Below are 26,742 nucleotides of genomic sequence, written 5' to 3'. Positions count from 1 at the left end.
TGTATGGGAGATTGACGAAATATGTCCGTGAAAGACGTGAAATTTGGCATCGACGCCCGCACCAAGATGGCGAAGGGCGTCGAGACCCTGGCCGACGCCGTCAAGGTGACCCTGGGCCCCAAGGGCCGTAATGTGGTCATCGAGAAGTCGTTCGGCGCGCCGCGCATCACCAAGGACGGCGTCACCGTCGCCAAGGAGATCGAACTCAAGGACAAGTTCGAGAACATGGGCGCGCAGATGGTCCGCGAGGTCGCCTCGAGGACCAATGATGAAGCCGGCGACGGCACCACCACCGCTACCGTTCTGGCCGCCTCGATCATGCGCGAAGGCCTGAAGTCGGTTGCTGCCGGCATGAACCCGATGGACCTCAAGCGCGGCATCGACCTGGCCGTCGAGAAGGTCGTGGCCGATCTCAAGAAGCGCTCGACCGACATCACCACCAATTCGCAGGTGGCTCAGGTCGGCACGATCTCCGCCAACGGCGAGACCGACATCGGCGACAAGATCGCCGAGGCGATGGAGAAGGTCGGCAAGGAAGGCGTCATCACCGTCGAGGAGTCCAAGGGTCTGGAGACCGAGCTGGACGTCGTCGAGGGCATGCAGTTCGACCGCGGCTATCTCTCGCCGTACTTCGTGACCAACGCCGAGAAGATGGTTGCCGAGCTCGAGAAGCCCTACATCCTGCTGCACGAGAAGAAGCTGTCCAATCTGCAGCCCATGCTGCCGATTCTGGAGGCTGTCGTTCAGTCCCAGCGTCCGCTGCTGATCATCGCCGAGGACGTCGAGGGCGAGGCCCTGGCGACCCTGGTGGTGAACAAGCTGCGTGGCGGCCTGAAGATCGCCGCCGTCAAGGCGCCGGGCTTCGGCGATCGCCGCAAGGCCATGCTGGAGGACATCGCCATCCTGACGGGCGGCGAGGTGATCTCCGAAGATCTGGGCATCAAGCTGGAGAGCGTCACGCTCGACATGCTGGGCCAGGCCGAGCGCGTCACCATCAACAAGGAAGAAACCACCATCGTTGATGGCTCGGGCGAGAAGGAGAATATCCAGGCTCGCTGCGGCCAGATCCGCAAGCAGATCGACGACACCACCTCCGACTACGACCGCGAGAAGCTGCAGGAGCGGCTGGCCAAGCTGGCCGGCGGCGTTGCGGTGATCAAGGTCGGCGGCGCTTCCGAGATCGAGGTGAAGGAGAAGAAGGACCGCGTCGACGACGCCCTCCACTCCACCCGCGCCGCGGTCGAGGAAGGCATCGTTCCGGGCGGCGGCACCGCGCTGCTCTACGCCACGCGGGCGCTTGAAGGCCTCAAGGGCGCCAACAACGACCAGACCGTGGGCGTCGAGATCGTCCGCCGCGCCCTGCAGGCGCCGGCGCGTCAGATCGCCGAGAACGCCGGTGTCGACGGCGCCGTCGTGGCCGGCAAGCTGCTGGACCAGAAGGACGCCAACTACGGCTTCAACGCCGCGACCGAGAAGTACGAGAACCTGGTCAAGGCCGGTGTCATCGATCCGACCAAGGTGGTTCGCACCGCGCTGCAGGACGCCGCGTCCGTGGCCGGCCTGCTGATCACCACCGAGGCCATGGTCGCCGACCGGCCGGACGACAACAAGTCCTCCGGCGGCGGCATGCCCGACATGGGCGGCATGGGCGGCATGGGCGGCATGATGTAACCGGACGGCAAATCCGTCCGGGCGTCATCGCCCGAATGGCTCGAAGGGGAGGCCGCGTTCCGCAAGGGACGCGGCCTTTCCGCGTTTCGGCCCAGTGAATTGATCCGCCGGCGCCCGTTCTCGCGTATCCTGCCGGCAACGGAACAACCGGAGGATCTGGGCATGTGCATCCGCCTTCACGCCCTCGTGCTGGCGCTCTGTCTCGCCTGGCCGGCGCTGGCCGCGCCCGCCGACGAGATCCGGGCCGTCATCGAGGATCAGATCGCCGCCTTTCGCGCGGGAGACGGCGACCGCGCCTTCGCCCACGCCTCGCCGGCCATACAGGCGAAGTTCGGGTCGCCGGCGAACTTCATGGAAATGGTGCGGACCGGCTATCCGCAGGTCTACCGCCCGCGCGACATGCAGTTCCAGGCGGTCGAGGCGTTCGAGCATGTCACCGTCCAGGAAGTGTTCTTCTTCGGTCAGGACGGCTCGGCGGTCGTGGCGCGGTACTTCATGGAGATGAACGAGGCCGGCGCATGGAAGATCGCTGGGGTCGAGCTGCGGCAGGCGCCCGAACTCGGCGTCTGAATGTTGGTTGCCGCGTTTCAGGCGTCCACGGGCTCGATCAGATCGGCGTCGTCGTTGTGCACATTGCCCACCCGGGCAGAGACACGATAGGCCGTCACACCATCATTGGGCTTGGCCAGATCGAGCAACGCGTCCCGGCCGGCGTCCGGATCCAGCCAGGCGTCGTGGTCCGCGGCGTCGAGGATGACAGGCATGCGATGATGGATTTCGGCGATTCCGGGTGCGGCGTCCGTCGTCAGGATGGTGTAGCTGTCGATCGTGCCCTTCTCGGGACGCTCCCAGCGTTCCCACAGCCCTGCGAAGGCGAAGGGCGACCGGTCCGCCATGACGATGCGCCAGGGTTGCTTGCCGCTTTCCAGCTTCTGCCATTCGTAGAAGCCGTCCGCGGGCACGAGGCAGCGGCGTCGGGCGAAGGCTGCCCGGAAGGCGGGTTTCTCCGCGACGGTCTCCGAACGCGCGTTGATCATGCGGGCGGCCCCCGACATGTCCTTCGCCCAGGAGGGGACGAGACCCCAGCGGAGTTGGTGGCACAGCAGCCGGCCGTCCGGATGCCGGCGCAGCACCGGCGCGGACTGGGTCGGGGCAATGTTGTAGCGGGGCGCCAGGTTGGGCGAGCCCTCGAAGGCGAAGACCCGCCGGAGCGCTTCCAGCGGCGTCGTCAGGCTGTAGCGTCCGCACATCCTGCTTTCCTCGCTTTATGCCCGGATGGGCGGATGCTACATGGCTGTGCATGACATCTCCAGACGCCCGCACTCTCGACATCCTCAACCGGCTGATCGCCTTCGACACGACCAGCCGCAATTCCAATCTGGACCTGATCCGCTGGGCGGAGTCCTACCTCGCCGAACGCGGGGTGACGTCGGCGCTGCAGTTCGACGAGACCGGCGAGAAGGCCAATCTCTGGGCCACCATCGGCCCCGCCGACGTGCCGGGCGTCATGCTGTCGGGGCATTCGGACGTGGTGCCCGTCGATGGCCAGGAATGGGCCTCCGATCCGTTCCGGGCGGAGACGCGGGACGGCCGGGTCTATGGCCGCGGCGCGGCGGACATGAAAGCCTTCATCGCCCTCTGTCTCGCGCATGCCGACGACTTTGCCGCCGCGCGGCTGAAGATGCCGGTACACATCGCGCTGTCCTATGACGAGGAGGTCGGCTGCCTGGGCGGCCGCCAGCTCGCGGCCATGCTGTCGGGCCTGGAGGTGAAGCCGCGGCTCTGCGTCGTCGGCGAGCCGACGAACATGGGCGTGGTCATCGGCCACAAGGGCAAATCGAGCTATCGCTGCCATGTGCGCGGTTTCGAATGTCATTCCTCGCTCACGCATGAAGGCGTCAACGCGGTCGAATACGCCGCGCTCACCATCGCGGCGATCCGCCGCCTCGCCGAGGACAAACGCGCCAACGGCCCCTTCGACGAAGCCTTCGATCCGCCCTACACCACGGTCCACACGGGTGTCGTCCAGGGTGGCACGGCGCTCAACATCGTGCCCAGGGACTGCGAGTTCCTGTTCGAATTCCGCAATCTGCCCGCCGACGAGCCGGAAGACCTGCTGGCTCGAATCAGGGGGGAGGCGGACCGCCTCTGTGCGGAGATGCGCGCGGTCCGGCCGGAGACCGGCATCGAGTTCGAGCGCGTCGCCTGGTTCGCCGGGCTGGAGACGTCCGAGGACGCGGAGGTCGCCACCCTGGCCAAGTCCTTCGCGCAGACCAACGCCACGTCCAAGGTGAGCTTCGGCACCGAAGCCGGGCACTATCACGGCGCCGGCGTTCCGACCATCGTCTGCGGACCGGGCGACATCGCCCAGGCGCACAAGCCCGACGAGTTCGTGGCGCTGGATCAGATCGCGGCGTGCGAGGCCTTCTTCGGCCGCCTGCTGGGCTGGATGACCGACTGAGCCCTCAGGCGCGGGCGCGCCTCGGCAGGAAGTAGATCACCGAAAGCGCCACCGCGAAGAACATGACCGCGGGATAGGCCAGGATCGGAAACGGCTCCTGATAGACGGCGACCAGCGCGCTGCCGACCCCGGCGCCGGCCATCTGCAGGAAACCCATCATGGCGGAGGCCGTTCCCGCCCGGTCCGGGAAGATCTGCAATGCGCTGGCCATCGCCGTGGGCAGGAAGATGCCCAGCCCCGAAACGAAGGCGACGACGGCGCCGATCAGCACGAACTTGTCGATCATACCCAGCAGCGGCATGACATAGCCGAAGGCGCAGGCCGCGAGAACCACGGCGAGGCCCAGCTTGCAGATGCCCACCGCATCCATCCGCCCGGCAAGCGCGCGCACCACCAGGCCGCCGATCACGAAGCCGAGGGAGGCCAGCGGCGGATAGAAGCCGTATTCCGTCGGCGAGACGCCGAGAAAGGTGATGAAGGTGCGCGGCGATCCGCCGAAGAAGGCGAACATCGCCGCGAAGATCAACGCGTTGGGGATCGCGAAGCGCCGGAAGGCGGCGTTGCCCATCACCATGGTGTAGCCGCGGACCAGCTCGGCCGCATTCAGTTTGTGCAGACGGCGGGAAAGTGTTTCCGGCAGGCGGGCAACCATCAACGCCGCGACCACCAGTCCGGCGACCCCGGTGACGGCGAAAATGGAGCGCCAGCCGGCGAACTCCTGCAGCAGCGCGCCGAACAGCGGCGACAACCCCGGCACCAGGGCGAAAAGGATGGCGATCAGGGCCATGACCTTCTGCAGCGCAGGGCCGTCGAAGCTGTCGCGGACGACCGCGCGCGCCACGACGGTGCAGGCCGCGCCGCCGAAGGCCTGCAGCACACGGCCGGCAATCAGCATGACGATACCCGGCGCCAGCATGCAGGTCACGCTGCCGGCCACGAAGACGGCAAGGCCGAACATCAGCACGATTCGCCGCCCGAACCGGTCCGACACCGGACCGTAGGCGAGCTGGGTCAGGGCGAATGTCGCCAGATAGGCCGTCAGCGTGAGTTGCGCCTCGGCCGCGCCGGCGTCCATCTCGGCGGCGATCGATGGCAGGGCCGGCAGATAGATGTTGGTGGCGAACTGCCCGATCGCCGTGATCGCGGCCAACAGCGCGATCATGAAGCCTGTCGCCTGGACCTTGCCGATCCTGTGTTCCGCCGCCGTCATTCTGCGCCCCTGTCCCAGTCGGAACGGCGAAAGATGACGCGGAACCCCCCGCGGTCAAGCTGCGCTTGCGTGATAGCCCTGCTCAGCCGCCGACGCGGACCACCTTGACGCGCCGGCCGGGCCGCAGCCCGTCCTCGCCGCCGAGGTCGTTCAGCACGCGGAAACGCTGCTCGGCGAAACCTTCCGCGCCCGCGGAACTCGACAGGCTGGAAACCGTGTCGTTGCTGTCGACGGTCACGACTTGCAGCCGAAGCGGCTGAAGCTGCCGCGCCTCGCTGGCGGTCAGCCGCTCGAAGCTGCCGACGGTCCGCTCGTACATTGAGGATAGCGCGCGGCCGTCATTGCGCGGAGCGAGGAACACGAAGCGATAAATGCGGTTCTCGTCGAACCGGATGGCGACCAGCCGGGCCGCATAGGGCTGGTTGTTGGCAGTCACCGGCGCCACGGCCGTCGCCGCGGGCATGCCGTCGAGGGTGATGCGTTTCAGACCGGAAAGCTGCGCGCCCTCGCCCCAGTGATTGGCGATATAGGCGTCCATGCCGCCCTGCCGGCTGGCCACGCTGCGGTCGGGTTCCTGGTCGAAGATGATCCTGCGGCCGCCGTCGCGCGAACTGGCGACGACTGCCTGGGGCAGGTTGTCCAGGCTGAAGCCCTCCGGCACCTGGAAGGAGAAGCGCAGTTCGGGATGGGCGAATGTGTTACCGCGGGCGAAGCCCTGGGACGGGCTGTCGCCATAGATCATGCCGTCGATCGCGTCGAGATAGGCGTCGCGACCGACTTCGGGGTCGGAAACGCTGACGCCGCGGGCCTCGTCGGCGGTGGCTGCGACCCGCTCGGGCGTGTGGGGGTGGGTCGAGAAGAAGCTGACCTGCTGCAGTTCGCGACCGCTCATGGCGGCGATCAGTTCGGAATGACGCTGCAGGGCGCGCAAGCCGCCGGCCATCGCCATCGGGTCGTAACCGGCGCGCGACAGATAGCGGATACCCAGGCTGTCGGCCTGGCGTTCGTCGCTGCGCGAATGGCTCGCCATATAGCCCTGGGCGGCGACCTGACCGATGCGGGCGACGTCGCCGCTGCCCGTCAGGATGGCGGCGCCGAGCACGGCGAGGTTGGCGAACAGTCCCTGCTTCTGCTGCTGGGCGCTGTGACGCGCCGTGACATGGCCGATCTCGTGCCCCATCACGCCGGCCAGCTCGGCTTCCGTGTTCAGGATCGCCAGCATGCCGCGCGTGACGTAGACATAGCCGCCCGGCACGGCGAAGGCGTTCACGACCGGCGTATCGAGCAGCGTGAAGGTGAATTGTTCGGCCGGGAGTTCCGCGCCCCGGGCCAGCCGCATGCCGATCTGCCGGACATAGCCCTGCAGTTCGGGATCCTGATACTCACCGCCGAACTGCGCGAGAATCTGGGGATGGGCTTCGCGCCCCATCTCCCGTTCCTGTTCGAGACTGACCGTCGAGAGCTCGGTCTCGCCGGTGGCCGGATTCTCGACCTGCTGGCAGGCGACGAGGGAAGCGATCGCGAGACCCGCCGCAAAGACGCGGAGTTTCTTGAGCATTCTATTCACCCACGATTTCGATCTGTTCCGGATGCGAAGCCTCGATCATCGGGCCGTTCCGCGACCTGACCCAGCCCCGGACCCTGATTGTCCTGTCCCGCCAGATGGCGGGGGTGGTATCGGGGAACAAGCGCCCGGCGCTGCGGTCGATCGCCACGGTGAAATCCTCGCGCCAGTCGGCGCCGAAGTTCAGGTAGAGCGTACCGCGGACCCTGGCCGCGTCGGCGATCATGCCTTTCACGATCTGGAAGGTGCCGATATTGCCACCCAGTTCTTCCGGCGAGCGGACGGCGTAGAAGGGATGGGACCAGATACCGTACCGCCCCTGTCGCGCCACCTGCTCCAGCGCCAGCATCTCTTCGACCAGCGCGCGGTTGTCGGGGAAGGAATAGACCCGCGCCATGCCCAGGCGCAGCATTTCGCCCTGCAGCCAGAACCCGTCCGCGGTCACCATATGGGCCAGGCTGCGGCCGTGTCGGTCCAGGCGCCGGCCGCCGAAATGCAGGTCGAAACGCCGGCCCGCCACCAGCGATTCCAGCGTGGCTTTTGCCTCGTCGGCCAGAGGCCATTTGCGGAACCCGGCGCGGCCGAGCGGCAGTTTCGGCGCCTGGATGCCGACCAGCCGGACTTCCGTGCCGTCCTCCAGGAACAGCGTGTCACCGTCGACGACCTCCGTGACAGCGCCGCCGACACGGCCCGGCAGGTCGCCGGGATCGCCGGCCAGAGCCGGCAGGGCCGCGAGCAGGCCGATCATGAGGGCGATCATCCGGCGGGGCATTGGCGCTTTACCTCCCTGACGCGCCCCACTATTAGAGAAAAGGAGGGGTCATGAGGGAATTTTCCGAATGCGCTTGCGTTTGATCGGCGGCGTCGCCGCGCTTTGCGCCGGTTTGATCGTCGGCTTGTCCGGGCCGGCCAGGGCGGCCGAACGCTTCACCGATGCGCCGCTGCTGGGTCTGACGCTCGGCTATTTCGATGTCATCGGTCAGGAATTCCCGTCCCTCGAGGGCCGGCTGGAGCTCCGAGCCAACAACGACTGGTGGCTGAAGCCCTTCGGCGGCGTGATGGCGAACACCGAACGCGCCGCCCACATTTACGCCGGCGTCTATGCCGAGCTGTTCTGGGGCGAGCATTTCTATGTTTCGCCCAGTTTTGCGCCCGGGATTTACATGAAGGGCAATAGCCGCGATCTCGGCTATCCGCTGGAGTTCCGTTCCCAGATCGAGTTGGGCTGGCGCTTCGACAGCGGCATCCGCGCATCGGTCAGCCTGAACCACATCTCCAATGCCGGACTGGGTCAGAACCCCGGCACAGAATCGGTCGCCTTCTCGGTGCTGCTGCCGCTCAGCTTCTGAGGCCGCGCCCGCTGCGGGGGCGGGCGGCATAGCCGTAGATCAGCCCGGCGGCCAGGCCGCCCAGATGGCCCTGCCACGAGATCCCGGTCCCGCCGGAGAAGGCCATCGCCAGGTTGAGGATGACCACGATCCCGACCATCGCGGCCATTGACTGCGCCCGGGGATCGACGTCCCGAAAGCGATAGAGCAGCACGGCGGCTGCCCCGATCAGACCCGATACCCCGCCCGACGCGCCAATCGTCACGCTGTCATGGGCGAGCACGAAGATGGCGAGGCCGCCGCCGACGATGCTGAGCGCGTAGATGGCCAGGAACGTGCCGCTGCCGACCAGGCGGGCCACGGCCGAGCCGATGGCGAGCGTCATGGCGGCGTTGATCAGGACGTGCAGGAAATCCCCGTGCAGCAGGGCATAGGTGAGCAGCGTCCAGTAGAACGGTTCGCCCTGGTCCCACAACCGGGGCACGAGAGCGAGGTGCAGCTGGATCGACCGGTCGACATCGTCGGGCAGAATGAAGCGCACCGCGTGGAACAGGACCAGCCCGGCGCAGAGCCAGACCACGGCCCTGGGGGCGTTGAGCAGCGGCTGACGTTGAGGGCGGTAGGAAATGGCGTGTGTACTCCCGACGCATATGTGGGGCCGGAAGAGGGCGCCTCCGACGCGCCGAAGCTAGCTTGGCCGGCGGCGGGGCTCAAGCGGCCCCGGGTGACGCAGCGGAAAGGCTGGATTCCCGATGCTAACCGTCGAAAGGCTTGCATTCTTGCCGGTACTTCCGCCAATTTGGGGCCTGCAGATTTCTTGTGGGCGTGAAACTATCCCCATGGATGCTGCACAAGAACCAAGTGATTACACGGAGGGATCCACGTCGATGGAACGTCGCAAATTTCTGAAGGGCGCCGCGATGGCTGGCGTCGGCGCCGCCGCGCTATCCGCGCCGGCGATCGCGCAGGGTGGCAAGACCCTGACCATCGTTTCCACCTGGCCCCGGGACTTCCCGGGCCTTGGCGTTTCCGCGCAGCGGCTGGCTGCGCGGATCGGTGAGTTGTCTCAGGGCCACTTCAAGGTCGAATACTTTGCCGCCGGCGAACGCGTCGGCGCGTTCGACGTGTTCGACGAAGTCGCGTCAGGCAACTCGCAGGCCTATATCGGCGCCGACTACTACTGGGTCGGCAAGCATCCGGGCCTGGCCTACTTCACCTCCGTGCCGTTCGGCATGACCACGGTGGAGTGGAACGCCTGGATCAAGTTCTCCGGCGGCCAGGAGCTGTGGGACGAATTGTCGGGCGGCTTCGGCATCAAGTCGCTGCCCTGCGGCGCGACCGGCACGCAGGCCGGCGGCTGGTTCAACAAGGAGATCCAGACGCCTGAAGACCTGAAGGGCCTGAAGATGCGCATTCCGGGCCTCGGCGGCTCCGTGATGTCCAAGCTGGGCGCCTCCACGGTCTCCCTGCCCGGCGGCCAGATCTACGAAAACCTGGTGTCCGGCGCGATCGAGGCGACCGAATGGGTCGGTCCGTACAACGACTACTTCATGAAGTTCTACGAGGCCGCGAAGTACTACTACACCGGCGGCATGCACGAGCCGGGCGGCGGCCTGGCCTTCGGCATGAACGCCAGCTGGTGGGGCGGCCTGACCGACTGGGAGAAGGCAGTCATCGAGGCGGCTTGCATGGAAGAGCATGCGGCCCAGTTCGAGGAAGCCTGCGCCCGCAACGGCGAATACATGGCCAAGCTGGTCAATGAGCACGGCGTCCAGGTTCGCGCCTTCTCCGACGAGGTCTGGGATGCTTTCGGCGAAGCTTCGGCCGAGGTCTTCCAGGAAGTGCGTGATCACTCGCCGCTGGCGCTGAAGATCGACGACGCGTTCCAGAGGAGCCTGCGCGAGATCGGCGGCACGATGGCTGCCCTGGAGGGCACCTTCGTGAACCAGCGCAACCGCGTTCTGGGCCTGATCTGAGGTCCGGACGGCGACAGGAACAAGGGCGGGGCCGAGGCTCCGCCCTTTTTCTGATTTCGACCCATCCCAATACCCGGTGCGGCGCCGGATTGCCCGCACGGCGGAATCCTTCGAGAGGCTGAACCAGCAAGCCCATGGCAAGCACCAGTGACAATGCGGGTATCCCGGAGTTCGGCCGGCCGGCGCCGATCGTGCGCATCTTCGGCTGGTCCATGCTAAGCATCCTCGCCGCATTCCTGATCGAAAACGTCCTGATGGTCGCCTTCGACTTTCCCGGCATGACTGCCGCCTTCGCGGGCGGCGGCGCACTGGCCTGGGTACAGCTGTTGATATACGCTGCCGCCCTGGCCCTGACCGCCGGCTATGTGCTGCGCACGCCCAACCGCGCGCTCCGGCGGGAGTCCGATACCATCCACCGTTTCAATCTCTATCTGGTACGCGCCTGTTTCTGGATCGTGCTGCTGGTCGGTGTCGCCGACGCCACGATCGCCTTCATGCGCGTGGAGAACCTGCTCGGTCTCTTCATGGGAGAGGATGCGGTCCGTGAGCTCGGCCGGGCAAGTTTCGTCGGCAACTACATCCATATTCCGCTGCTGATCGCCGGCCTGATCATCGCCGCATTCACGCGCACGCTGGGTTTCACCTGGCTGGCGTTGCTGATCGTCGCGGCCGAACTGATCATCGTCATCTCGCGCTTCGTCTTCTCCTACGAACAGGCGCTGATGGGGGATCTGGTGCGCTACTGGTACGCAGCGCTGTTCCTCTTCGCTTCGGCCTACACGCTGTTCGATGAAGGCCATGTCCGTGTCGACGTGCTTTATTCGGGCTTCAGCACGCGCACGCGCGGAGTCGTGAACGCGGTCGGCTCGCTGCTGCTGGGCGCGACGACCGCATGGGTGATCATCGATATCGGCTTTGACGGTCCACGCTCGATCATCAACAGCTCCGTAGCCAACATGGAAATCTCCGCGAGCGGGCCCGTCGGTATGTACATCAAGTATCACATGGCCGCATTCATCGGCATCTTCGCTATCACCATGCTGATCCAGTTCGTCAGCTATTTCTTCGAAGCGATCGCGGATCGCCGGGACGAGCCCGGCCATCGCGAGCACGAGCCCGTGACCCAGTGAGGGCCTGAAAGATGGAGCTCTTCTTCCTCGCCGTCCTGGTCCTGATCATGGCCTTCGCCCTGGGTTCGGGCTATCCGGTCGCGTTCGCTCTGCCAGGCGCTGCCATTCTCAGCATCGGCCTCGCCGCCGCCACCGGCTATCTGTTCGCCGGCAACATGGACGCCTACTTCCATTCAGGCGGGCCGTCGCAGTGGCTCTCAGCCGGCGTCACCAACCTGCGCGGCGTATACTGGGAAGTCGAACGCGACACGCTGATAGCGATTCCGCTGTTCATCTTCATGGGCATCATGCTGCAGCGGTCGAAGATCGCCGAGGATCTGCTGGTCACCATGGCGCAGCTGTTCGGCCCTGTACCCGGCGGCCTCGGTATTTCGGTGGTATTCGTCGGCGCGCTGCTGGCTGCTACGACAGGGATCGTCGGCGCAACGGTGGTGGCGATGGGGCTCATTTCGCTGCCGGCGATGCTCCGCAACAACTACTCGCCGTCGCTGGCCACGGGCACCATTGCGGCGTCTGGTACGCTGGGACAGATCATCCCGCCTTCGATCGTGCTGATCATTCTGGCCGACCAGCTTGCCTCCGCCACTGACCAGGCCGGTACGCTGCGCAAGGAGCTCTACAAGGAAGCGACGGGCGAACTGACCATGCCGTCGGTCTTCGGCGTCTCGTCGACGAGTGCGGGCGAGATGTTCCTCGGCGCTTTCGTCCCCGGTCTTGTGCTGGTGGGCCTCTACATGGCCTATATCCTGATCTTCGCCGTGCTGCGCCCGAAGAACGCGCCGGCGATCCACTCCGGGGAGAAGTTCGACGCCGCCTTCTGGCGCAAGGTCATCCTGACCCTGGTGCCGCCGCTGGCGCTGATCTTCCTCGTGCTGGGTTCCATCATCACCGGCATCGCGACCGTCAACCAGGCCGGCGCCATCGGCGCCGCCGGCGCGTTGATCATGGCCGGCTACCGCCTCTCCGACAGCGGGAAGATGACCTATGCGCCGGCGATCATGGCGCTCGCGGCGCTCGGGATCATCGGTTTCGCGCTGGCCAATTTCGAGATGAACGTGAAAGCGGTCGACACGGCCGACGACAGCCTCGGCATCGCAATCGGCGCAGTGGGCGCCGTCATGCTGATCGTCGCTCTGATCTGGAGCGGCGTGCGCGTCCTGCGGATCGAGAACACGCTGCAGGGCGTGATGCTGGAGACGGCGAAGACGACCTCGCTGGTCTTCATCATCCTGCTGGGCGCGGCGATGCTGACCGCGGCCTTCCGCGCCTTCGGCGGCGAGGACCTGGTGCGGGACTTCCTGAACTCGCTGCCGGGCGGCTTCTGGACCCAGTTCATCATCGTCATGGCGGTGATCTTCATTCTCGGCTTCTTCCTCGATTTCATCGAGATCGCCGTGGTGGTGGTGCCGATCGTCGCCCCGATCCTGCTGGCGGATCCCGAGGCGAACATCACGGCCGTCTGGCTGGGCGTCATGATCGGTCTGAACATCCAGACCTCGTTCCTGACGCCGCCCTTCGGCTTCGCGCTTTTCTATCTCCGCGGCGTCGCGCCGGCGGTCGTCAAGACGGTGCAGATGTACAAGGGCGTCATTGCCTTCATTTCCCTGCAGCTGATCGCGCTTGGTATCGTGGGCGCCTACCCGCCCTTGGTGAACTACCTGCCGAGCCGGGTGAGTTTCCTGTCCGACACCTCGCCGCCGCCGCGCAATCCGAAGCTCCAGTTCTGCCTGGAAGAGTACGTGGCCCGGCAGATCGAAAGGGACCCCTCGATCGCCCAGGCGATCCAACGCGCCCAGGGACTCGACCTGTCGCCCCTGCCACGTGATCTCGCGCGGCGGTTCGACGGCGCGGTGGACAGCGCCGCGACGGCGCTGCCGGCCCTTGAGGCTGCCTTCGAGGCCGAGGCCGCGGTGGAAGCATCGGCCGACGACTACCGGCCGATGCTGCAGCAGGTGCGGCGGATCCAGAAGGACGTGCGGGAACTGCGCGATGAGGCCGACACGCTGCAGACGCAGATCAACCGGCTGAGCGACGAGGCCACGCCCGAACGGCGGCGCGAGCTCGAGCAGCGCCTTGATGCGCTTCTGGCGGAGGTTGAACGTCTTCAGGGCGAAATCCCCTCTGAGTGGAAGCAGGTCTACGGCGAGTTCAGCAAGCTGACCAAGGCCGAGGACGATGCCCGGAATACCTATCGCCGGGCGGCCGACAAGGCCTATGAGGATGCTGCTTCCGTCCTGGCGGTTCTTGACGCCAATGAAGCGTTTGGCGCGCTGCGGGACGACCTGGATGCGCTCCCCGCTGTCATCGAGACAGCCGAGCCTGAGGTGGCGATGGAGCGGATAGAGGAGGTCGAGCGGGCCTTCCGGGACGTGGCCGGTGCGGACGAGGTCAAGGATCTGCTCTACAAGGCCAAGCGCGAGCTGCGGGCGCGCCGGGGCAACGAGCCCGACCGGGCCGCGGCGCTGGAGCTTCATCAGCAGGCCGTCGCCGCTTTCGAGCAGCAGGCAGGCTGGCGCGATACCGCCGAGAAGGCGCTGCGCGACGAGATCGCCGCTTATCTCGACGCCATCGAGGGTACGCTCGGCGCAAGAACGCAGACGCAGCTCTCGCGTGATCAGGCCTTGTTCATGGCGTCCTGCAACGCAAGCCACCGCGACTTCTCGCTGCACTTCTGATCACCGGGGCCCGGACTATCGCGGATATCCGCGATGGCCCGGGCCGCCGAGGTGCGCCAGACTGGACGGCAGGCAATGGCCAGGGGAGGCGGCGGCGATGAAACGCGGCGCGATCAGGTTCACGGAGATGGAGCAGGTGCTGTTCGGTTCGCCGGCGGCGGAGGCCGTGGCAGCCGAGGCGGCGCGCCTTGGCAAGCAGAAGGTGTTCATCCTGGCCGGCCGGACGATGAACGAGACCACCGACGAGGTCGACCGGATGGCCGCGGCGCTGGGCGACTCCTATGCGGGCCGATTCTCCGGGATTCCGCCCCACACGCCGCGGGACGCAGTGGTGGAAGCGGCGAACGCGGCCCGCGAGGCCGGAGCCGATCTGCTGGTCACCTTCGGCGGCGGCTCGGTCACCGACGCCGGCAAGGTCATGCAGGTATGCCTGGAGCACGGCGTCACCGACATGGCCGAACTGGACGACTACTGCATCCGCACCACCGAGGACGGCCGTACGCAGATACCGGAACTGCGCGCGGCGCGCGTGCGCCAGATCAGCGTGCCGACGACACTGTCGGGCGGCGAGTTCAATCCGCTGGGCGGCTGTACGGATCCCCGCATCAAGGTGAAGCAGGGCTACCGCCATCCTTCGCTGGTCCCGGTCTCGGTCGTCCTCGATCCGGCGCCGACTGCGCACACGCCGGAATGGGTCTGGCTCTCGACCGGCATCCGGGCGGTGGATCACGCGGTAGAAGCGCTCTGCAGCCCGAACACCAACGACTACTGTGACGCCGATGCGCTGCACGCCCTGCGCCTGCTCTCGCGCGGACTGCCGCTGGTGAAGGCCGATCCGGCCGACATGGCGGCGCGGCTGGATTGCCTGATCGGCGCCTGGCTGTCCATGACGCCGGTGATCGCCGGCGTGCCCATGGGCGCCAGCCACGCCATCGGCCATATCCTGGGCGGCACCTGCGACGTGCCGCATGGTTATACGAGCTGCATCATGCTGCCCTCCGTGCTGCGCTGGAACGCTGAGGTTCCGGAACACGCCGAGCGCCAGAAGATCGTGTCGGAAGCCTTCGGCAAACCGGGCGAGACGGCGGCGGATGTCCTGCATCGCTTCATCGATGGGCTGGGCATGCCGCGCAGCCTTGCTGCGGCGGGTGTCGGGCCCGACCAGTTCGACCTGATCGCCCGCAACAGCCTGCATGACCGCTGGCTGCACACCAATCCGCGCAAGGTGAACGGGGCCGGCGACGTGATCGAGTTGCTGAACATGGCGGCGTGAATGCAGGCCCCCCGGGGTTTCGTGCGGCCATTGACAATGCGCTAGTGAACAGTACGTTTTCGATATTATCCGTTTTCGAACCTTGTTGCATGATGTCCGCCGATCCCCTCGACAGAAATCTCGAATTCCTGGTCAACGACGTCGCTCGCCTGATGCGGCGCGAATATGGCCGGCGCGTCAAGGGCATGAACCTGACGCGTTCGCAGTGGTGGGTGATGGTGCACCTGATCCGCTTCGACGGCTGCAATCAGACTCAGCTCGCCGAGGAGCTCGACGTCGGCAAGGTTGCGCTGGGCGGGCTGCTCGACCGGTTGGAGAGCCGGGGCTGGATCGAGCGCCGTCCCGACCCCGACGACCGCCGGGCCAAACGCGTCTATCTCACCGAGGCGGGCCGGCCGCTGATCGCGGAGATGCAGGAGAAGGCCCGCGGCGTTCATCGCCTGATCATTTCCGGCATGGACCGGGGCGATCAGGACCGGTTGGTCGACCTGCTGCTGCAGGCCAAGAACAACCTGGTCGAACGCACCTCCTGAGGCGGAGTCCCCGCCGTCCGGGGCAACGAAGCGGGCATCCGTTGACGGCCGGCACCCGCAACGCGGGAAAATTCACTTATATGTATCGTGGACAATGCATGGTTTTTGCAGCGTGAGAGGGTTTGTGGACGCTTGATGCCGGTCTGGTCGCATATTGACACAGCGGCGCGGCGGAACGGTCCAATCGGAGATCCTGGTGATCGATATCGATCCAAATAAGTCCTATCAGCGGCACAGCCTGGGGCGTCTGCGCTATTTCGCGCCCCTGCTGGCGGTGGCCGGGATCGGCGTGATCATCTGGATCTTCAACGCCGACATCTTCGCCGGCGAGGACGAGGTCGTCATCGGCCCGAAGTCCATCGCGGCCCTGGTGATCACGGTCGTGCTGATCATGGGCGTGCTGATCGAGGACGCGCGGCGCAAGTACATGCGCCTGAACGTGCAGGCGAGACGCATGTCCGAGATGGCCGACCGGCTGTCGGAGACGGTCGAGGCGCTCAACGACATGAACGCCACCCTGCGCGCCAACGAGGAGCGCTATCGCGGTCTTGTCGAAACCCAGAGGGACCTGATCCTGCGTCTCGACCTCAAGGGCGAACTCACCTTCGCTAACGAGGCGCTGGCGGACACGTTCGGGGTCCGGCCCGAGTCCGAGGCGCGGCGCTTCACGCCCGAGATCGATGCGGGGGAGGGCTCGGAGCCCTTCGATATGGAGCGGGTGCTGCGCCCGCCCTACCGCGCCAGCTATGACCAGCGCGTCAGGACCCAGTATGGCTGGCGCTGGATATCTTGGGAGGACGTGGCGCTGCGCGACCCCGACGGCCGGATCAAGGAGATCCAGCGGGTCGGCCGTGACGTCACCGACCGGAAGCGGACGGAGCAGGAACTGGCCGAGGCGCGCGACGCCGCCGAGGCCGCCAACCGCGCCAAGTCGGGCTTCCTGGCCACCATGAGCCACGAGATCCGCACGCCGATGAACGGCGTCATTGGCATGACCAGCCTGCTGCTGGACACCCGGCTGACGCCGGAGCAGCGCAACTATGCCGAGGCTGTCCAGGAGTCGGGGCAGTCCCTGCTGACCCTGATCAACGACATTCTGGATTTCTCCAAGATCGAGGCCGGCTTCCTGGAACTGGAAGAGATCGACGTCGACATTGCCGGGCAGGCGGAAAAGATCGCCGAACTGCTGGCGCCCAAGGCCTTTGAACGCGGTATCGAGATCGCCACCCAGATCGACCCGGACGTGCCGCGCCACCTGATCGGCGACCCGGGCCGGCTGCGTCAGGCGCTGGTCAACCTGGTCGGCAACGCCGTCAAGTTCACCCATGAGGGCGGCGTGGTCATCGCCATCCGCCTGCTGCGCGATCACGGCTTCAAGGTGACGCTGCGCGCCGAGGTCATCGACAGCGGCATCGGCGTGCCGGCCGAGAAGCAGAAGACCCTGTTCGAGGAGTTCACCCAGGTCGATTCCTCGGTTTCGCGGCGCTATGGCGGCACCGGCCTCGGCCTCGCCATCACGCGCCGTATCGTCGAGAAGATGAATGGCCAGATCGGCATCATTTCCGAGGAGGGCAAGGGCAGCACCTTCTGGTTCGAGATCGACCTGGTGAAGGCGCGGGGGGCCGGCGCGCCGGCGGCGGAGGCCCGCCTTGACGGACTGAAGGTGCTGATCGCCGACGAGAACCACATTTCCCGCTGGGTGTTGAGCGATCACGTCATCGACGCCGGCGGCGCGGCGGATACCGCACGCACGGGCAAGGAGGCGCTGGCCAAGCTGGCGCAGGCCTCTGCCGACGGCGCGCCCTATGGCGCGGTCCTGTTCGACGGCGGCATGGCCGATCTCGGCGGTCAGGCCTTCGTCGAAGCGGTGCGCGCGAACCCGGCGATCGCCGCCACACGGCTGGTCATCGCCGTCCCGGCGTCACGGCGGGGAGAGACCGACGAGTTCAGATCCTGGGGCTATGACGCCTATCTGATCAAACCGATCCGCCGCCGTTCGCTGCACCAGTTCCTGCTTGGCGGCGAGCAGGACACGGCCGCGGGGACGCTGCAGGCGGGGGCGGCGGACGCGCCCGCGGGCAGGCCGGAGGGCGCCGTCGAAACCGGGCCGCTCAACATCCTTCTGGCCGAGGACAACGAGATCAACCAGATGCTGGCGCTGGCGCTGCTGGGCAAGCGCGGCCACAAGGTCCAGGCGGTGGTCAATGGCGCCGAGGCCGTGCAGGCGGTGCGCGACGGCGACTTCGACCTGGTGCTGATGGACATTCACATGCCTGAGGTCGACGGTCTGGAGGCGACGCGCCAGATCCGCACCCTGGATGGCGGACGCGAGATCCCGATCATCGCGCTGACCGCCAACGCCATGGCCGAGGACAAGCAGATGTGTCTCGACGCCGGCATGGACGACTATCTCGCCAAGCCGATCAACGAAGCCGTGCTGAACGAGACGCTGAACCACTGGCGCGCCGGGCGCGGGGCCGGTCCCCGCGAATAGCCGGTCCGAAGGCGCGCGCCGGCCGCATTCCCAACCCGGTATGGCCGTGATAAGGACAAAGCCGCAACAGTGGGGGAGACGACCTTGCGCGATCTGCAGCAACCCGGACGCTCCGTCGTTCACGCGACCAACGGCGCGGCGGCGACGAGCCATCCTTTCTCGACCCTGGCGGCGATGGAAATTCTCCAGGCCGGCGGCAACGCCGTCGACGCGGCCGTGGCGGCCTGCGCGGTGCAGTGCGTGGTGGAGCCCATGTCGACGGGCATCGGCGGCGACTGTTTCGTGCTGCTGCAGAAGGGCGCGCAGGGTCCGGTGATCGGCCTGAACGGCTCAGGCCACGCCCCGGCGAAGCTTACCGCCGAACACCTGCTGGACCAGGGGATCGGCCAGATCGGCCTGGAAAGCCCGCACGCGGTCACGGTACCGGGGGCGGTCGACGCCTGGTGCCGCCTGCTGGGGGATCATGGCACCATGGGTATCGACCGGGTGCTGCATCGGGCGATCCGCTACGCCGAGGAAGGTTTTGCGGTGACGCCGCGCATCTCCGTCGACTGGTCGCGCAATGTCGGCCGGCTGTCGGGCAATGAGAATTCCGCGGCGCAGTACCTGAAGGACGGCGGGAGCCCCGTTCCCGGCGATGTCTGGCGCTCGCCGGAGCTGGCGCGGACGCTGAAGGCGATCGCGTCCCGGGGGCGCGACGGCTTCTATGCCGGGCCCGTCGCCGAAGACATCGTGGCGGCGCTGAACGCCCTCGGCGCGGTGCACGACGCCGGCGACTTCGAGGCGCAGCGCTGCGACTATGTGGAGCCCATCGCCAGCGACTATGCGGGCCGGCAGGTGCTGGAGATTCCGCCGAACGGCCAGGGCATCACCGCGCTGCTGATGCTGAACATCCTCAAGGGCTTCGATCTGGGCGCCTACGATCCGATGAGCGTGGAGCGTCTGCACATCGAGGCCGAGGCTACGCGGCTGGCCTTTGCCGAGCGCGACAAGCATGTCGCCGACCCGCGTCAGGTCGACGTTCCGGTCGAGCACCTGCTTTCCGATGCGCTGGCCGACGAGCTGCGCGAGAAGATCTCGCTCGGCCGGGCCATGGCGAATCCGGCGAAGGTCACCGGCCCCGTCTACCGCGACACGGTCTATCTCACCGTGGTGGACCGCGACCTCAACGCAGTGTCCTTCATCAACTCGCTCTACTTTTCGTTCGGTTCCTGCATCACCGCGCCACAATCGGGCGTGCTGCTGCAGAACCGGGGGGCGGGCTTCGTCGTCGACCCCGGTCACCCGAACTGTGTCGCGCCGCGCAAGCGCCCGATGCACACGATCATCCCGGGCATGGTGTTGAACGGCGGACGCTGCGAGCTCAGCTTCGGCGTCATGGGCGGTGGCTATCAGCCTGTCGGCCACGCCCACCTGCTGACCAACCTCTTCGACTACGGCATGGACGTGCAGGAGGCGATCGACTGCCCGCGCACCTTCCACGTCGCCGGCAAGCTGGATGTCGAGCGTTCGGTTCCGGATACGGTGCGCCAGGGTCTGGCCGATCTGGGCCATGACGTGAATACGCCGGAGATGCCATGGGGCGGCGCGCAGGCGATCTTCATCGACCACCGGAAAGGCACGCTGGCTGCCGGGTCCGACCCGCGCAAGGACGGCTGCGCCATGGGGTACTGAGCAGAAGCGGGGCAAGGGGAGGCCTGGCGATGAACGAACTGACGAAGCTGAAGATTCCGCTGCCGCCGGACGCGGCGCCGGAACTGGTGGAGGACGTGGACTTCGACGATCCGCGCCAGTGGATGCAGTCGGCCGAGGACGTGCTGACGCGGCCGCTGTTCTTCAACGTGCTGCAGGGCATGTGGGTGAACATCGTCCGCGCGAAGGGGCAGGGCGTCGTCAGCCGCCACCGCCATCCGGCGCCGGTGACCGGCTACACGCTGGAAGGCACCTGGGGCTATCTGGAGCATGACTGGGTGGCGAAGCCCGGCACCTTCATCTACGAGCCGGCGGGCGAGACTCACACTCTGTACTGCAAGGGCGAGGCGGGCCACATGACGGTCCTGTTCCACAATTTCGGGCCGTTGATCTACATCGACGAGAACGGCCAGCAGACCGGCTACGAGGACGTCTTCACGCGGCTCGAGAAGTACAAGGCGCATTGCCGCCAATCCGGCCTGGGCGAGGACTTCGTCCGCCGCCTGATTCGGTAGTCCCGGCGGCCCCGCCGCCTATGCCGACCGCGCGGCCAGTCTTCGCGCCATCACCACGATCAACACCCCCGGCGCGGCGAAGGCAGCCGCCAGCACGGTGAGCTGGCCATGGCCCATGCCCAGCATGCCCCCGCCCGGCGCCGCCAGCACCAGCCCGCCGATGATCATCAGCACCCGCGCCAGCCAGCCGATCGCGTTTCGCGGCACGGTTCCCGCGAGCATGAGATAGCCCTGCAGCCCGCTCGCCAGCAACAGCACGCCGGTGAAGGCGGTGGCCAGCACGACCAGTATCTCGCTCGTCTCCCCCTGCAGCAGCAGCGCCGGGTTGAAGACGAAGAAGAACGGGATGAAGTAGATGATCGTGCCGAGCCGCATGGCCTCGAAGCCTGTCTCCATGGGCCGGGCGTTGGCCACCGAAGCGGCCGCGAAGGCGGCCAGCGCCACCGGCGGCGTGATGAAGCTCAGCATACCCCAGTAGAGCATGAACATGTGCACCGGCATGGGGTCCAGTCCGGCGCGGATCAACGCCGGGGCGAGGATGATGGCGAGGAAGATGTAGGCCGCCGTCACCGTCATGCCGATGCCCAGGATGAAGCTGGTCAGCGCGCCCATCAGCAGCAGGATGAAGACGTTGTTGCCGGCGATGTAGACGAGATCGTTGGTCACGGAGCCCGCCATGCCGGTACCCACCACGGCGCCGACGATCAGGCCGATCGCCGCCAGGATGCCGGCGAGTTCCGCCAGCAGGAAGATGGTCGCCTGCAGGAACTTGTAGAATTTCGTCCAGTCCATGCGGTGCCTGGCGCTGAACTGGTTGAGGATCAGCAGCAGCGCGGTCGCGTAGAACGGCGCGCGCGCCTCCTGCAGCAGAAAGACCAGCATGAAGACCAGCACGGCGAAGGCGAAGATGTAGTACCAGCCATCTTTCAGCACATCGAGGATGTGGGGCATCTCGTGCTTCGGCAGGCCCTGGATCTTGTTGCGCGCCGCGTAGCTGTCGATCTGCACGAACAGGCCGAAGTAGTACAGCAGAGACGGTACGATTGCCGCGACCGCGACGTCGACATAGCGGACCTGGAGGAAGTCGGCCATCACGAAGGCCGTCGCGCCCATGATCGGCGGCATCAGTACGCCGCCCGTGGAGGCGCAGGCCTCGATGCCGCCGGCGTACTTGGCCGAGAAGCCGATCCTGCGCATGGCCGGAATGGTCAGGGTGCCGGTGGTGAGCACGTTGGTGATCGGGCCGCCCGACATGGAGCCGAACAGGCCGGACGAGAAGATCGCCACCTTCGCCGGGCCGCCGCGGACATGGCCGAGCAGGGCGAAGGCGAAGTTGATGAAGAAGAGCCCCGCGCCGGTGTAGACCAGCGCCATGCCGAAGGCGAGGAAACCGAACACCAGCAGGCCGAAGGCCCGCATCGGAATGCCCAGCAGGCTCTCGATGGAATAGACGTGGAAGGCCGCGGTATCCAGGAAGCCCATGGGCGCGCCCTGGATCACCTGCGGCACCTGGTCGGCGACCAGCGGGTAGAGCGAGATCAGCAGCACGATGGTGAAGATCGGCCAGCCGCCGGTGCGGCGACCGGCCTCGATGACCAGCGCCCAGACCAGAACGGCCATCCACTGCGCCCATTCGGGGGCGACGTATTCCCAGGCCTGCTCCTGGATCTGCAGCGAGTTGGCCAGCAGGTAGAAGGTGACGCCGAGCGCCAGCAGGGCGGGGATGACGTCGTAGAGCGGCACCCGGTCGCGCCGCTGGCTGCCATAGGTCGGGAAGACGATGTAGACCGTCGCCAGCATCAGCCCGACAAGAGCATAGAGGTATTCGTTGACCAGCAGCGTGTAACCGATCTTGCCCTCGCCGCCGAGGAACTGCCAGATCTCGTTCAGCCGCGAGTCCAGCTTGAAGATCTGGTAGATCGACAGGAAGATCGCCAGGCTGCCGATGATGGTGACGACCACCTGCCAGAACGGATTAAGCGTTCGGGTCCGCTTCAGGTCGACATCGGGAATGTCGTCTTCCTTGACTGCCATCTTCTGGTCGCTCATCGGGCGGACTCCGGGCGTGCGATCACCGTTCGGGTTGTGCCGCGCACCGCGGCGGAAGGGCGATCGGTCGCGAATTCAATGATTTGTCGCGGAACCGGCGCCGGTCCCCGCGCCGTGACGGCGGGAACCGGCGTTCGGCGTTCAGGCGGTCACCACTCGTAGAAGATGACCGTCATGCCGGCGGCTTCCAGCGCGTCGGCGCGCGCCTTCATCCAGCCCTTGTTGAAGGCTTCGTCATCCTCCGGGGCGTCCTTGACATAGGTCGCCCACGCGGTCCGGAGCACGTCCTGACGCTTCAGGCTGCCCGCCTGGATCTCGTCCTGACCCTCCGGCCACACGCCGACCTCCTTGAAGTACTTGATCGCGCCCTCGTGGTACGGCAGAAGCTTGTGGAACTGCTGGTTCTCCATGGCCCAGCCGGCGGCGCCCGGCGCGGTGTCCTTGAAGGTGTCGAAGTGCGTGTCCATCGCCTTGACGATGCTGTAGGAGGTTTCGGCCTCGACGTCCGGGTTGGATACAAGGATCGGGTAGGGGGTATTGGCCATCCACTGGCCGCCCTCGGCCATGCCGGTGCCGACGGTGGCGAAGGTCGGCAGGTACCAGGGCACGACAGCGTTCAGGCGCTCCCAGCACTGCGGATCGTTCGGCACCACCGGATAGTGGATGCCGCGCGGGCTGGCTTCGATCTTCTTGTTCAGCGCCGAGAACGTGGCGTTGTTCAGTGCGTCGACCTCGTCGTTGATGAAGCCGTCGACCGCCGGCCCGTGGCCGCCGAACTCGACCTTCTCGACGTCGTCCCAGCCGACGCCGAAGCAGGCCATCATGGCCTCGACCGCCTTGTTCAGCGCCGGCGCGCCGCGGATCCAGGCGACGCGCTTGCCCTTGATCTGGTCCATCGTCTCGATCGACTTGTCGCCCGGCGTGACCATGCCGACCGCGGCGCCCTTGCCGATGGCCAGCAGGTGAATGCGCAGCGGCTGCGGCCCCCAGTCCCGCGTGCCGAAGGTGAACACGCCTTCCTGGGCGTAGACCGAATCCGAACCCGTCGCCGTGAACTGCGCGCGGCCCGCCTTGACGGGGCCGAGGCGGGAGACGTCGTTCTTGCCCGGGAGGACGCGGACATTGGTGCCGTAGTTGTTCTTCAGGATCGAGCCGAGGCCGACCATCTGGCTGTAGCCCGACGAGCCGACGTCATAGGCGGTGACCACCAGCGTGCCCGGCAGCTTGATGTCGTCGGCCGTGGCCGCAGACGTGGCGAACCCTGCGGCCGCCAGGGCGCCGACGGCCCAGGCGCAGTTTCTCATAAAGGACATGTCATCCTCCCCTTTTCCCTGTTGCGGTGCGTTGTTTGTTTCTGATGCCCGCTGAAGGAATGTTAGATGACGCCGGGGCAATCGGACAACTGGGAATAGACGAAATCGCTCAGCGCTCGTCCAGCCGCTTCTCGTAACGCCGGACGCGCAGCGGAAAGCTGCTCTCTCCTGCGCCGGTCTCGACCTGTTCGATTTCCGTTCGGGCCACATGCCAGCCGTGCTTCTCGTAGAACCGGGCCGCCCAATCGTTGCCCACTGCGCAGGCCAGCCAGGCCGTTCTCACGCCTGCACGCCGCAGGCCCGTCTCCCCGTCGGCCAGCAGGGCGGCGGCGGCCCCGGTCCCCCGCGCATCGGCCCGGACGAAGATCTGGTGCAGTTCGTCGTCCTTCAGCGTGCGGAAACCGACCGGTTCGGCGCCCGCGCAGGCGACCCGGGTATTCGCCAGCATCCGGGCGATCCGCGACTGGAAACTCTCCAGGCTGCGCAGCCGGGTCAGCGGCGGCGGCACGCAGGGGGCATGGCTCTCATGCCAGGCGTCGTGCCAGAGAAGGCCGAGAAGGCCCGCTTCGTCGGGCCGGGCGTCGCGAATTGCGTGCATGGGCGCTCCATCAACCTTTCAGGGCGTCGGCGTGAATCCGATGCTAGGGTGACGAGGCAATCGGGGAGGATCAATGCCATGACTCTGGCCCAACATCGCGAAATCCAAACTGAACAGCCCGAAATCCGGCAGGTCACGCCGGGCGTCGGCGCGGAAGTGCGCGGTGTCGACCTGGGCGCGGACCTTGCAGAGGCGACCATCGCCCGGCTGCGCGCGGCGCTGATCGAGCACGGGGTCCTGTTCTTCCGGGATCAGCCGATCACGCCCGACCGGCAGGTGGCGTTCGCGCGCCGCTTCGGTCACGTGCCGAAGGTGCCGGATTCCATGTTTCTGGTGCACGAGGCCAATCCTTTCGTTTCGGTGCTGGCGAACGACGCCGACCGGCCGCCGACGGTCAACAACTGGCATTCCGACTACTCCTTTGCGGCGGAGCCGGATTTCGCCTCGGTACTGCGTTCGGTCGTGGTGCCCGACTGCGGCGGCGACACCGTCTGGGCCGGCATGTTCGCCGCCTGGGAGGGCCTGCCGGATCGCATGCAGCACTACCTGGATGGACTGACCGCCACCCACGATTTCATGAAGCTCTACGAACGGCCGGTGAAGAAGCGGCTGTGGGAGGGCGAGCGCGGGCAGCTGATGGAGGCAGCGCGGCGGCAGTTCCCGCCGGTCAGCCATCCCGTGGTCCGGGCCCATCCCGAGAGCGGGCGCAAGGCGCTGTTCGTCAACGAAAGCTTCACCCGCCACATCGACGGCATGTCGGAGAGCGAGAGCCGGCATCTGCTGGCCTGCCTGTTCGAGCACTGCAAGGCGCCGGAGTTCCAGGTGCGCTTTCGCTGGAGTCCGGACTGTGTCGCCATGTGGGACAATCGCTCCACGATCCACTATGCCGTCGCCGACTTCCATCCGGCGCGCCGGCTGATGCATCGCGTCACCGTGCTGGAGCGTCCGCGCGCCGGCGATCAGGACTGACAGGGGGAAACCGGGGCGGTGAGGGGCAAGGCGACGGCCATCGGTCTGCTGTGCGTCGCCGAGATCGCGGCGCTGAGCGTGTGGTTCACGGGAGCGGCGACGCTGCCGGCGATTCGCGCCGAAACACAGATCAGCGATCTGCAGGCCTCGCTCTATTCCTCCATGCTCTCGGTCGGGTTTGTCGTCGGCACCCTGACCAGTGCGATCCTGGGTCTCGCCGACCGCTGGCGGCCGCAGTATTTCTTCTGCGGCGCAGCGCTGCTTGCCGGCGCCGCCAACGCGGCGGTTGCCTTCCTCGACCCGGCCTCGCCGCTGGTGCCGGTTCTGCGGCTGACGATCGGGGCGAGTCTCGCCGGTTGCTATCCCGTCGGCATGAAGATGGTTTCGACCTGGGCGAAGGGCGACATGGGCCTGCTGGTCGGCATCCTGGTCGGCGCATTGACGCTGGGCTCGGGCGCGCCGCACCTCAGCCAGGCCTTCCTGCAGGGCCTGGACTGGCGGGTGACCCTCTATGTCAGTTCCGCCGCCTGCGTGCTGGCCGCCGCCCTCGTGCTGCTGGTGCGGCTGGGGCCGAACGCGCTGCCTGCAGCGGCGTTCCGGCCTGCCGCCGTGCTGGAGGGCTGGCGCAGCCGGGCGCTCAGGCTCGCCAATTTCGGCTATTTTGGCCATATGTGGGAACTCTACGCCGTCTGGGGCTGGATCGCGGTCTTCCTGCACGCCTCCTTCAGCGCCTGGTATGGTGAGGGCGATCCGCGGGCGGGCTATCATGCTTCCCTGACGGCGTTCGGCGTGCTCGGCGCCGGCGCCATCGGGGCCATCGGCGCCGGCCTCGTGGCCGACCGGATCGGCCGCACCACGGTGACCATCGCCGCCATGGCGATGAGCGCCGCCTGCTGCATGACCGTTGGTTTCCTGTTCGGCGGTCCGCCCGGTCCGCTGATCGCGCTCTGCCTGTTCTGGGGCGTGGTGGTGATCGCCGATTCCGCGCAATTCTCCTCGGCGGTGATGGAACTGGCCGACCGGGAGCGCGTGGGCACCATGGTCACGGCCCAGACCTCGCTCGGCTTCCTGCTGACGCTGGCGCCGCTGCACCTGCTGCCGGAAGCGGCCGAACTCATGGGCTGGGAATGGGCGTTCTGGATCATCGCCGCGGGGCCGCTGCTCGGCTGCGTGGCGATGGCGCGGTTGCGTGCGCACCCCGATGCTGTGAGGATCGCGGGCGGGCGGCGATAGGCGTGGGACGTGTCCCGGATACACGCGCTCTGGAAATCATGCCGCCAAAGATGCAGAG

22 protein-coding genes are annotated in these 26,742 nt (G+C 66.7%); 14 read left to right on the top strand and 8 right to left on the bottom strand.

Features of this window, described 5'->3' with window-relative positions; genetic code table 11:
* Positions 1 to 21 precede the first annotated feature (21 nt).
* The gene (gene groL / locus CWC60_RS02025; RefSeq protein WP_109792380.1) at positions 22 to 1,671 is read left to right on the top strand and encodes a chaperonin GroEL; all 1,650 of its coding nucleotides are present in this window, start codon (positions 22 to 24) and stop codon (positions 1,669 to 1,671) included.
* Between the two features lie 162 nt (positions 1,672 to 1,833).
* Entirely contained in the window at positions 1,834 to 2,241 is a 408-nt protein-coding gene (locus CWC60_RS02020; RefSeq protein ID WP_109796383.1) for a DUF4864 domain-containing protein, read from the top strand.
* A gap of 17 nt (positions 2,242 to 2,258) precedes the next feature.
* Here the strand turns inward: CWC60_RS02020 and CWC60_RS02015 are convergent, their stop codons facing one another.
* The gene (locus tag CWC60_RS02015) at positions 2,259 to 2,921 is read right to left on the bottom strand and encodes an SOS response-associated peptidase (protein ID WP_109792378.1); all 663 of its coding nucleotides are present in this window, start codon (positions 2,919 to 2,921) and stop codon (positions 2,259 to 2,261) included.
* Between the two features lie 50 nt (positions 2,922 to 2,971).
* Here CWC60_RS02015 and argE point away from each other — a divergent pair, with 50 nt between their 5' ends.
* Positions 2,972 to 4,132, top strand: a complete 1,161-nt coding sequence (argE, locus tag CWC60_RS02010; RefSeq protein ID WP_109792377.1) for an acetylornithine deacetylase — start codon at positions 2,972 to 2,974, stop codon at positions 4,130 to 4,132.
* Positions 4,133 to 4,136: 4 nt separating this feature from the next.
* Here the strand turns inward: argE and CWC60_RS02005 are convergent, their stop codons facing one another.
* The 3 genes from CWC60_RS02005 to CWC60_RS01995 form a co-directional block, all read right to left on the bottom strand.
* Complete coding sequence (locus tag CWC60_RS02005) at positions 4,137 to 5,342, bottom strand: multidrug effflux MFS transporter (protein ID WP_109792376.1); 1,206 nt, start codon at positions 5,340 to 5,342, stop codon at positions 4,137 to 4,139.
* 82 nt (positions 5,343 to 5,424) lie between these two features.
* Entirely contained in the window at positions 5,425 to 6,900 is a 1,476-nt protein-coding gene (locus tag CWC60_RS02000; RefSeq protein WP_109792375.1) for a M48 family metalloprotease, read from the bottom strand.
* Between the two features lies 1 nt (position 6,901).
* A complete protein-coding gene (locus CWC60_RS01995) occupies positions 6,902 to 7,678 on the bottom strand; it encodes a thermonuclease family protein (protein ID WP_206419724.1) in 777 nt (258 codons plus the stop codon).
* Positions 7,679 to 7,745: 67 nt separating this feature from the next.
* On the opposite strand from CWC60_RS01995, the gene CWC60_RS01990 reads away from it, so the two are divergent.
* Positions 7,746 to 8,255 carry an acyloxyacyl hydrolase gene (locus CWC60_RS01990; RefSeq protein ID WP_109792374.1) on the top strand — a complete coding sequence of 170 codons (510 nt, stop codon included), beginning with the start codon at positions 7,746 to 7,748 and terminating at the stop codon, positions 8,253 to 8,255.
* On the opposite strand, the gene CWC60_RS01985 is transcribed toward CWC60_RS01990, so the two are convergent.
* Positions 8,245 to 8,814 (bottom strand): rhomboid family intramembrane serine protease, encoded by a 570-nt coding sequence (locus CWC60_RS01985; protein ID WP_164516318.1) that lies wholly within the window; start codon positions 8,812 to 8,814, stop codon positions 8,245 to 8,247. The genes CWC60_RS01990 and CWC60_RS01985 overlap by 11 nt on opposite strands.
* Before the next feature lie 307 nt (positions 8,815 to 9,121).
* Between CWC60_RS01985 and CWC60_RS01980 the strand changes: the two genes are divergently transcribed.
* From CWC60_RS01980 to CWC60_RS01945, 8 genes are all read left to right on the top strand, one after another.
* Complete coding sequence (locus CWC60_RS01980) at positions 9,122 to 10,210, top strand: TRAP transporter substrate-binding protein (protein ID WP_109792372.1); 1,089 nt, start codon at positions 9,122 to 9,124, stop codon at positions 10,208 to 10,210.
* A 134-nt stretch (positions 10,211 to 10,344) separates the two neighbouring features.
* Complete coding sequence (locus CWC60_RS01975) at positions 10,345 to 11,340, top strand: TRAP transporter small permease subunit (protein WP_109792371.1); 996 nt, start codon at positions 10,345 to 10,347, stop codon at positions 11,338 to 11,340.
* An 11-nt stretch (positions 11,341 to 11,351) separates the two neighbouring features.
* On the top strand, positions 11,352 to 14,015 hold the full coding sequence (locus CWC60_RS01970) for a TRAP transporter large permease (protein WP_109792370.1): 2,664 nt from the start codon (positions 11,352 to 11,354) through the stop codon (positions 14,013 to 14,015).
* A gap of 97 nt (positions 14,016 to 14,112) precedes the next feature.
* Positions 14,113 to 15,288, top strand: a complete 1,176-nt coding sequence (locus CWC60_RS01965; protein ID WP_109792369.1) for an iron-containing alcohol dehydrogenase — start codon at positions 14,113 to 14,115, stop codon at positions 15,286 to 15,288.
* A 92-nt stretch (positions 15,289 to 15,380) separates the two neighbouring features.
* Entirely contained in the window at positions 15,381 to 15,821 is a 441-nt protein-coding gene (locus CWC60_RS01960) for a MarR family winged helix-turn-helix transcriptional regulator (RefSeq protein WP_164516317.1), read from the top strand.
* A 196-nt stretch (positions 15,822 to 16,017) separates the two neighbouring features.
* On the top strand, positions 16,018 to 18,315 hold the full coding sequence (locus tag CWC60_RS01955; RefSeq protein ID WP_109796384.1) for a hybrid sensor histidine kinase/response regulator: 2,298 nt from the start codon (positions 16,018 to 16,020) through the stop codon (positions 18,313 to 18,315).
* An 84-nt stretch (positions 18,316 to 18,399) separates the two neighbouring features.
* Positions 18,400 to 19,989, top strand: a complete 1,590-nt coding sequence (ggt, locus tag CWC60_RS01950) for a gamma-glutamyltransferase (protein WP_109792409.1) — start codon at positions 18,400 to 18,402, stop codon at positions 19,987 to 19,989.
* Between the two features lie 29 nt (positions 19,990 to 20,018).
* The gene (locus tag CWC60_RS01945; protein WP_109792366.1) at positions 20,019 to 20,522 is read left to right on the top strand and encodes a 2,4'-dihydroxyacetophenone dioxygenase family protein; all 504 of its coding nucleotides are present in this window, start codon (positions 20,019 to 20,021) and stop codon (positions 20,520 to 20,522) included.
* Between the two features lie 18 nt (positions 20,523 to 20,540).
* Here the strand turns inward: CWC60_RS01945 and CWC60_RS01940 are convergent, their stop codons facing one another.
* The 3 genes from CWC60_RS01940 to CWC60_RS01930 all read right to left on the bottom strand — a co-directional run bounded on the left by CWC60_RS01940 (position 20,541) and on the right by CWC60_RS01930 (position 24,482).
* Positions 20,541 to 22,571, bottom strand: a complete 2,031-nt coding sequence (locus CWC60_RS01940) for a TRAP transporter permease (RefSeq protein WP_109792365.1) — start codon at positions 22,569 to 22,571, stop codon at positions 20,541 to 20,543.
* Positions 22,572 to 22,720: 149 nt separating this feature from the next.
* Positions 22,721 to 23,884: a TAXI family TRAP transporter solute-binding subunit gene (locus CWC60_RS01935; protein ID WP_164516316.1), complete on the bottom strand. Its 1,164-nt coding sequence runs from the start codon at positions 23,882 to 23,884 to the stop codon at positions 22,721 to 22,723.
* 109 nt (positions 23,885 to 23,993) lie between these two features.
* Positions 23,994 to 24,482: a GNAT family N-acetyltransferase gene (locus CWC60_RS01930; RefSeq protein WP_109792363.1), complete on the bottom strand. Its 489-nt coding sequence runs from the start codon at positions 24,480 to 24,482 to the stop codon at positions 23,994 to 23,996.
* Between the two features lie 78 nt (positions 24,483 to 24,560).
* Between CWC60_RS01930 and CWC60_RS01925 the strand changes: the two genes are divergently transcribed.
* On the top strand, positions 24,561 to 25,451 hold the full coding sequence (locus CWC60_RS01925; RefSeq protein WP_109792362.1) for a TauD/TfdA dioxygenase family protein: 891 nt from the start codon (positions 24,561 to 24,563) through the stop codon (positions 25,449 to 25,451).
* An 18-nt stretch (positions 25,452 to 25,469) separates the two neighbouring features.
* Positions 25,470 to 26,684, top strand: a complete 1,215-nt coding sequence (locus CWC60_RS01920) for an MFS transporter (protein WP_109792361.1) — start codon at positions 25,470 to 25,472, stop codon at positions 26,682 to 26,684.
* The last annotated feature ends 58 nt before the right edge of the window (positions 26,685 to 26,742 follow it).

Origin of the sequence: Minwuia thermotolerans (genome assembly GCF_002924445.1) — a bacterium.
Lineage (GTDB): Bacteria > Pseudomonadota > Alphaproteobacteria > Minwuiales > Minwuiaceae > Minwuia > Minwuia thermotolerans.
The sequence above is the reverse complement of the archived record's forward strand: the minus strand, read 5'-3'. Positions and strand labels throughout refer to the sequence as shown.

Excerpts from the sequence above, each read along its gene's own strand:
- CWC60_RS01990 (WP_109792374.1), top strand. The coding sequence starts at position 7,746 with ATGCGCTTGCGTTTGATCGGCGGCGTCGCCGCGCTTTGCGCCGGTTTG.
- CWC60_RS01960 (WP_164516317.1), top strand. The coding sequence starts at position 15,381 with ATGTCCGCCGATCCCCTCGACAGAAATCTCGAATTCCTGGTCAACGAC.
- CWC60_RS01925 (WP_109792362.1), top strand. The coding sequence starts at position 24,561 with ATGACTCTGGCCCAACATCGCGAAATCCAAACTGAACAGCCCGAAATC.
- CWC60_RS01975 (WP_109792371.1), top strand. The coding sequence starts at position 10,345 with ATGGCAAGCACCAGTGACAATGCGGGTATCCCGGAGTTCGGCCGGCCG.
- CWC60_RS01965 (WP_109792369.1), top strand. The coding sequence starts at position 14,113 with ATGAAACGCGGCGCGATCAGGTTCACGGAGATGGAGCAGGTGCTGTTC.
- CWC60_RS01940 (WP_109792365.1), bottom strand. The coding sequence starts at position 22,571 with ATGAGCGACCAGAAGATGGCAGTCAAGGAAGACGACATTCCCGATGTC.
- CWC60_RS01980 (WP_109792372.1), top strand. The coding sequence starts at position 9,122 with ATGGAACGTCGCAAATTTCTGAAGGGCGCCGCGATGGCTGGCGTCGGC.
- groL (WP_109792380.1), top strand. The coding sequence starts at position 22 with ATGTCCGTGAAAGACGTGAAATTTGGCATCGACGCCCGCACCAAGATG.
- CWC60_RS01995 (WP_206419724.1), bottom strand. The coding sequence starts at position 7,678 with ATGCCCCGCCGGATGATCGCCCTCATGATCGGCCTGCTCGCGGCCCTG.
- CWC60_RS01930 (WP_109792363.1), bottom strand. The coding sequence starts at position 24,482 with ATGCACGCAATTCGCGACGCCCGGCCCGACGAAGCGGGCCTTCTCGGC.
- CWC60_RS02015 (WP_109792378.1), bottom strand. The coding sequence starts at position 2,921 with ATGTGCGGACGCTACAGCCTGACGACGCCGCTGGAAGCGCTCCGGCGG.
- CWC60_RS01935 (WP_164516316.1), bottom strand. The coding sequence starts at position 23,884 with ATGTCCTTTATGAGAAACTGCGCCTGGGCCGTCGGCGCCCTGGCGGCC.
- CWC60_RS02000 (WP_109792375.1), bottom strand. The coding sequence starts at position 6,900 with ATGCTCAAGAAACTCCGCGTCTTTGCGGCGGGTCTCGCGATCGCTTCC.
- CWC60_RS02005 (WP_109792376.1), bottom strand. The coding sequence starts at position 5,342 with ATGACGGCGGCGGAACACAGGATCGGCAAGGTCCAGGCGACAGGCTTC.
- CWC60_RS01970 (WP_109792370.1), top strand. The coding sequence starts at position 11,352 with ATGGAGCTCTTCTTCCTCGCCGTCCTGGTCCTGATCATGGCCTTCGCC.
- CWC60_RS02020 (WP_109796383.1), top strand. The coding sequence starts at position 1,834 with ATGTGCATCCGCCTTCACGCCCTCGTGCTGGCGCTCTGTCTCGCCTGG.
- argE (WP_109792377.1), top strand. The coding sequence starts at position 2,972 with ATGACATCTCCAGACGCCCGCACTCTCGACATCCTCAACCGGCTGATC.
- CWC60_RS01945 (WP_109792366.1), top strand. The coding sequence starts at position 20,019 with ATGAACGAACTGACGAAGCTGAAGATTCCGCTGCCGCCGGACGCGGCG.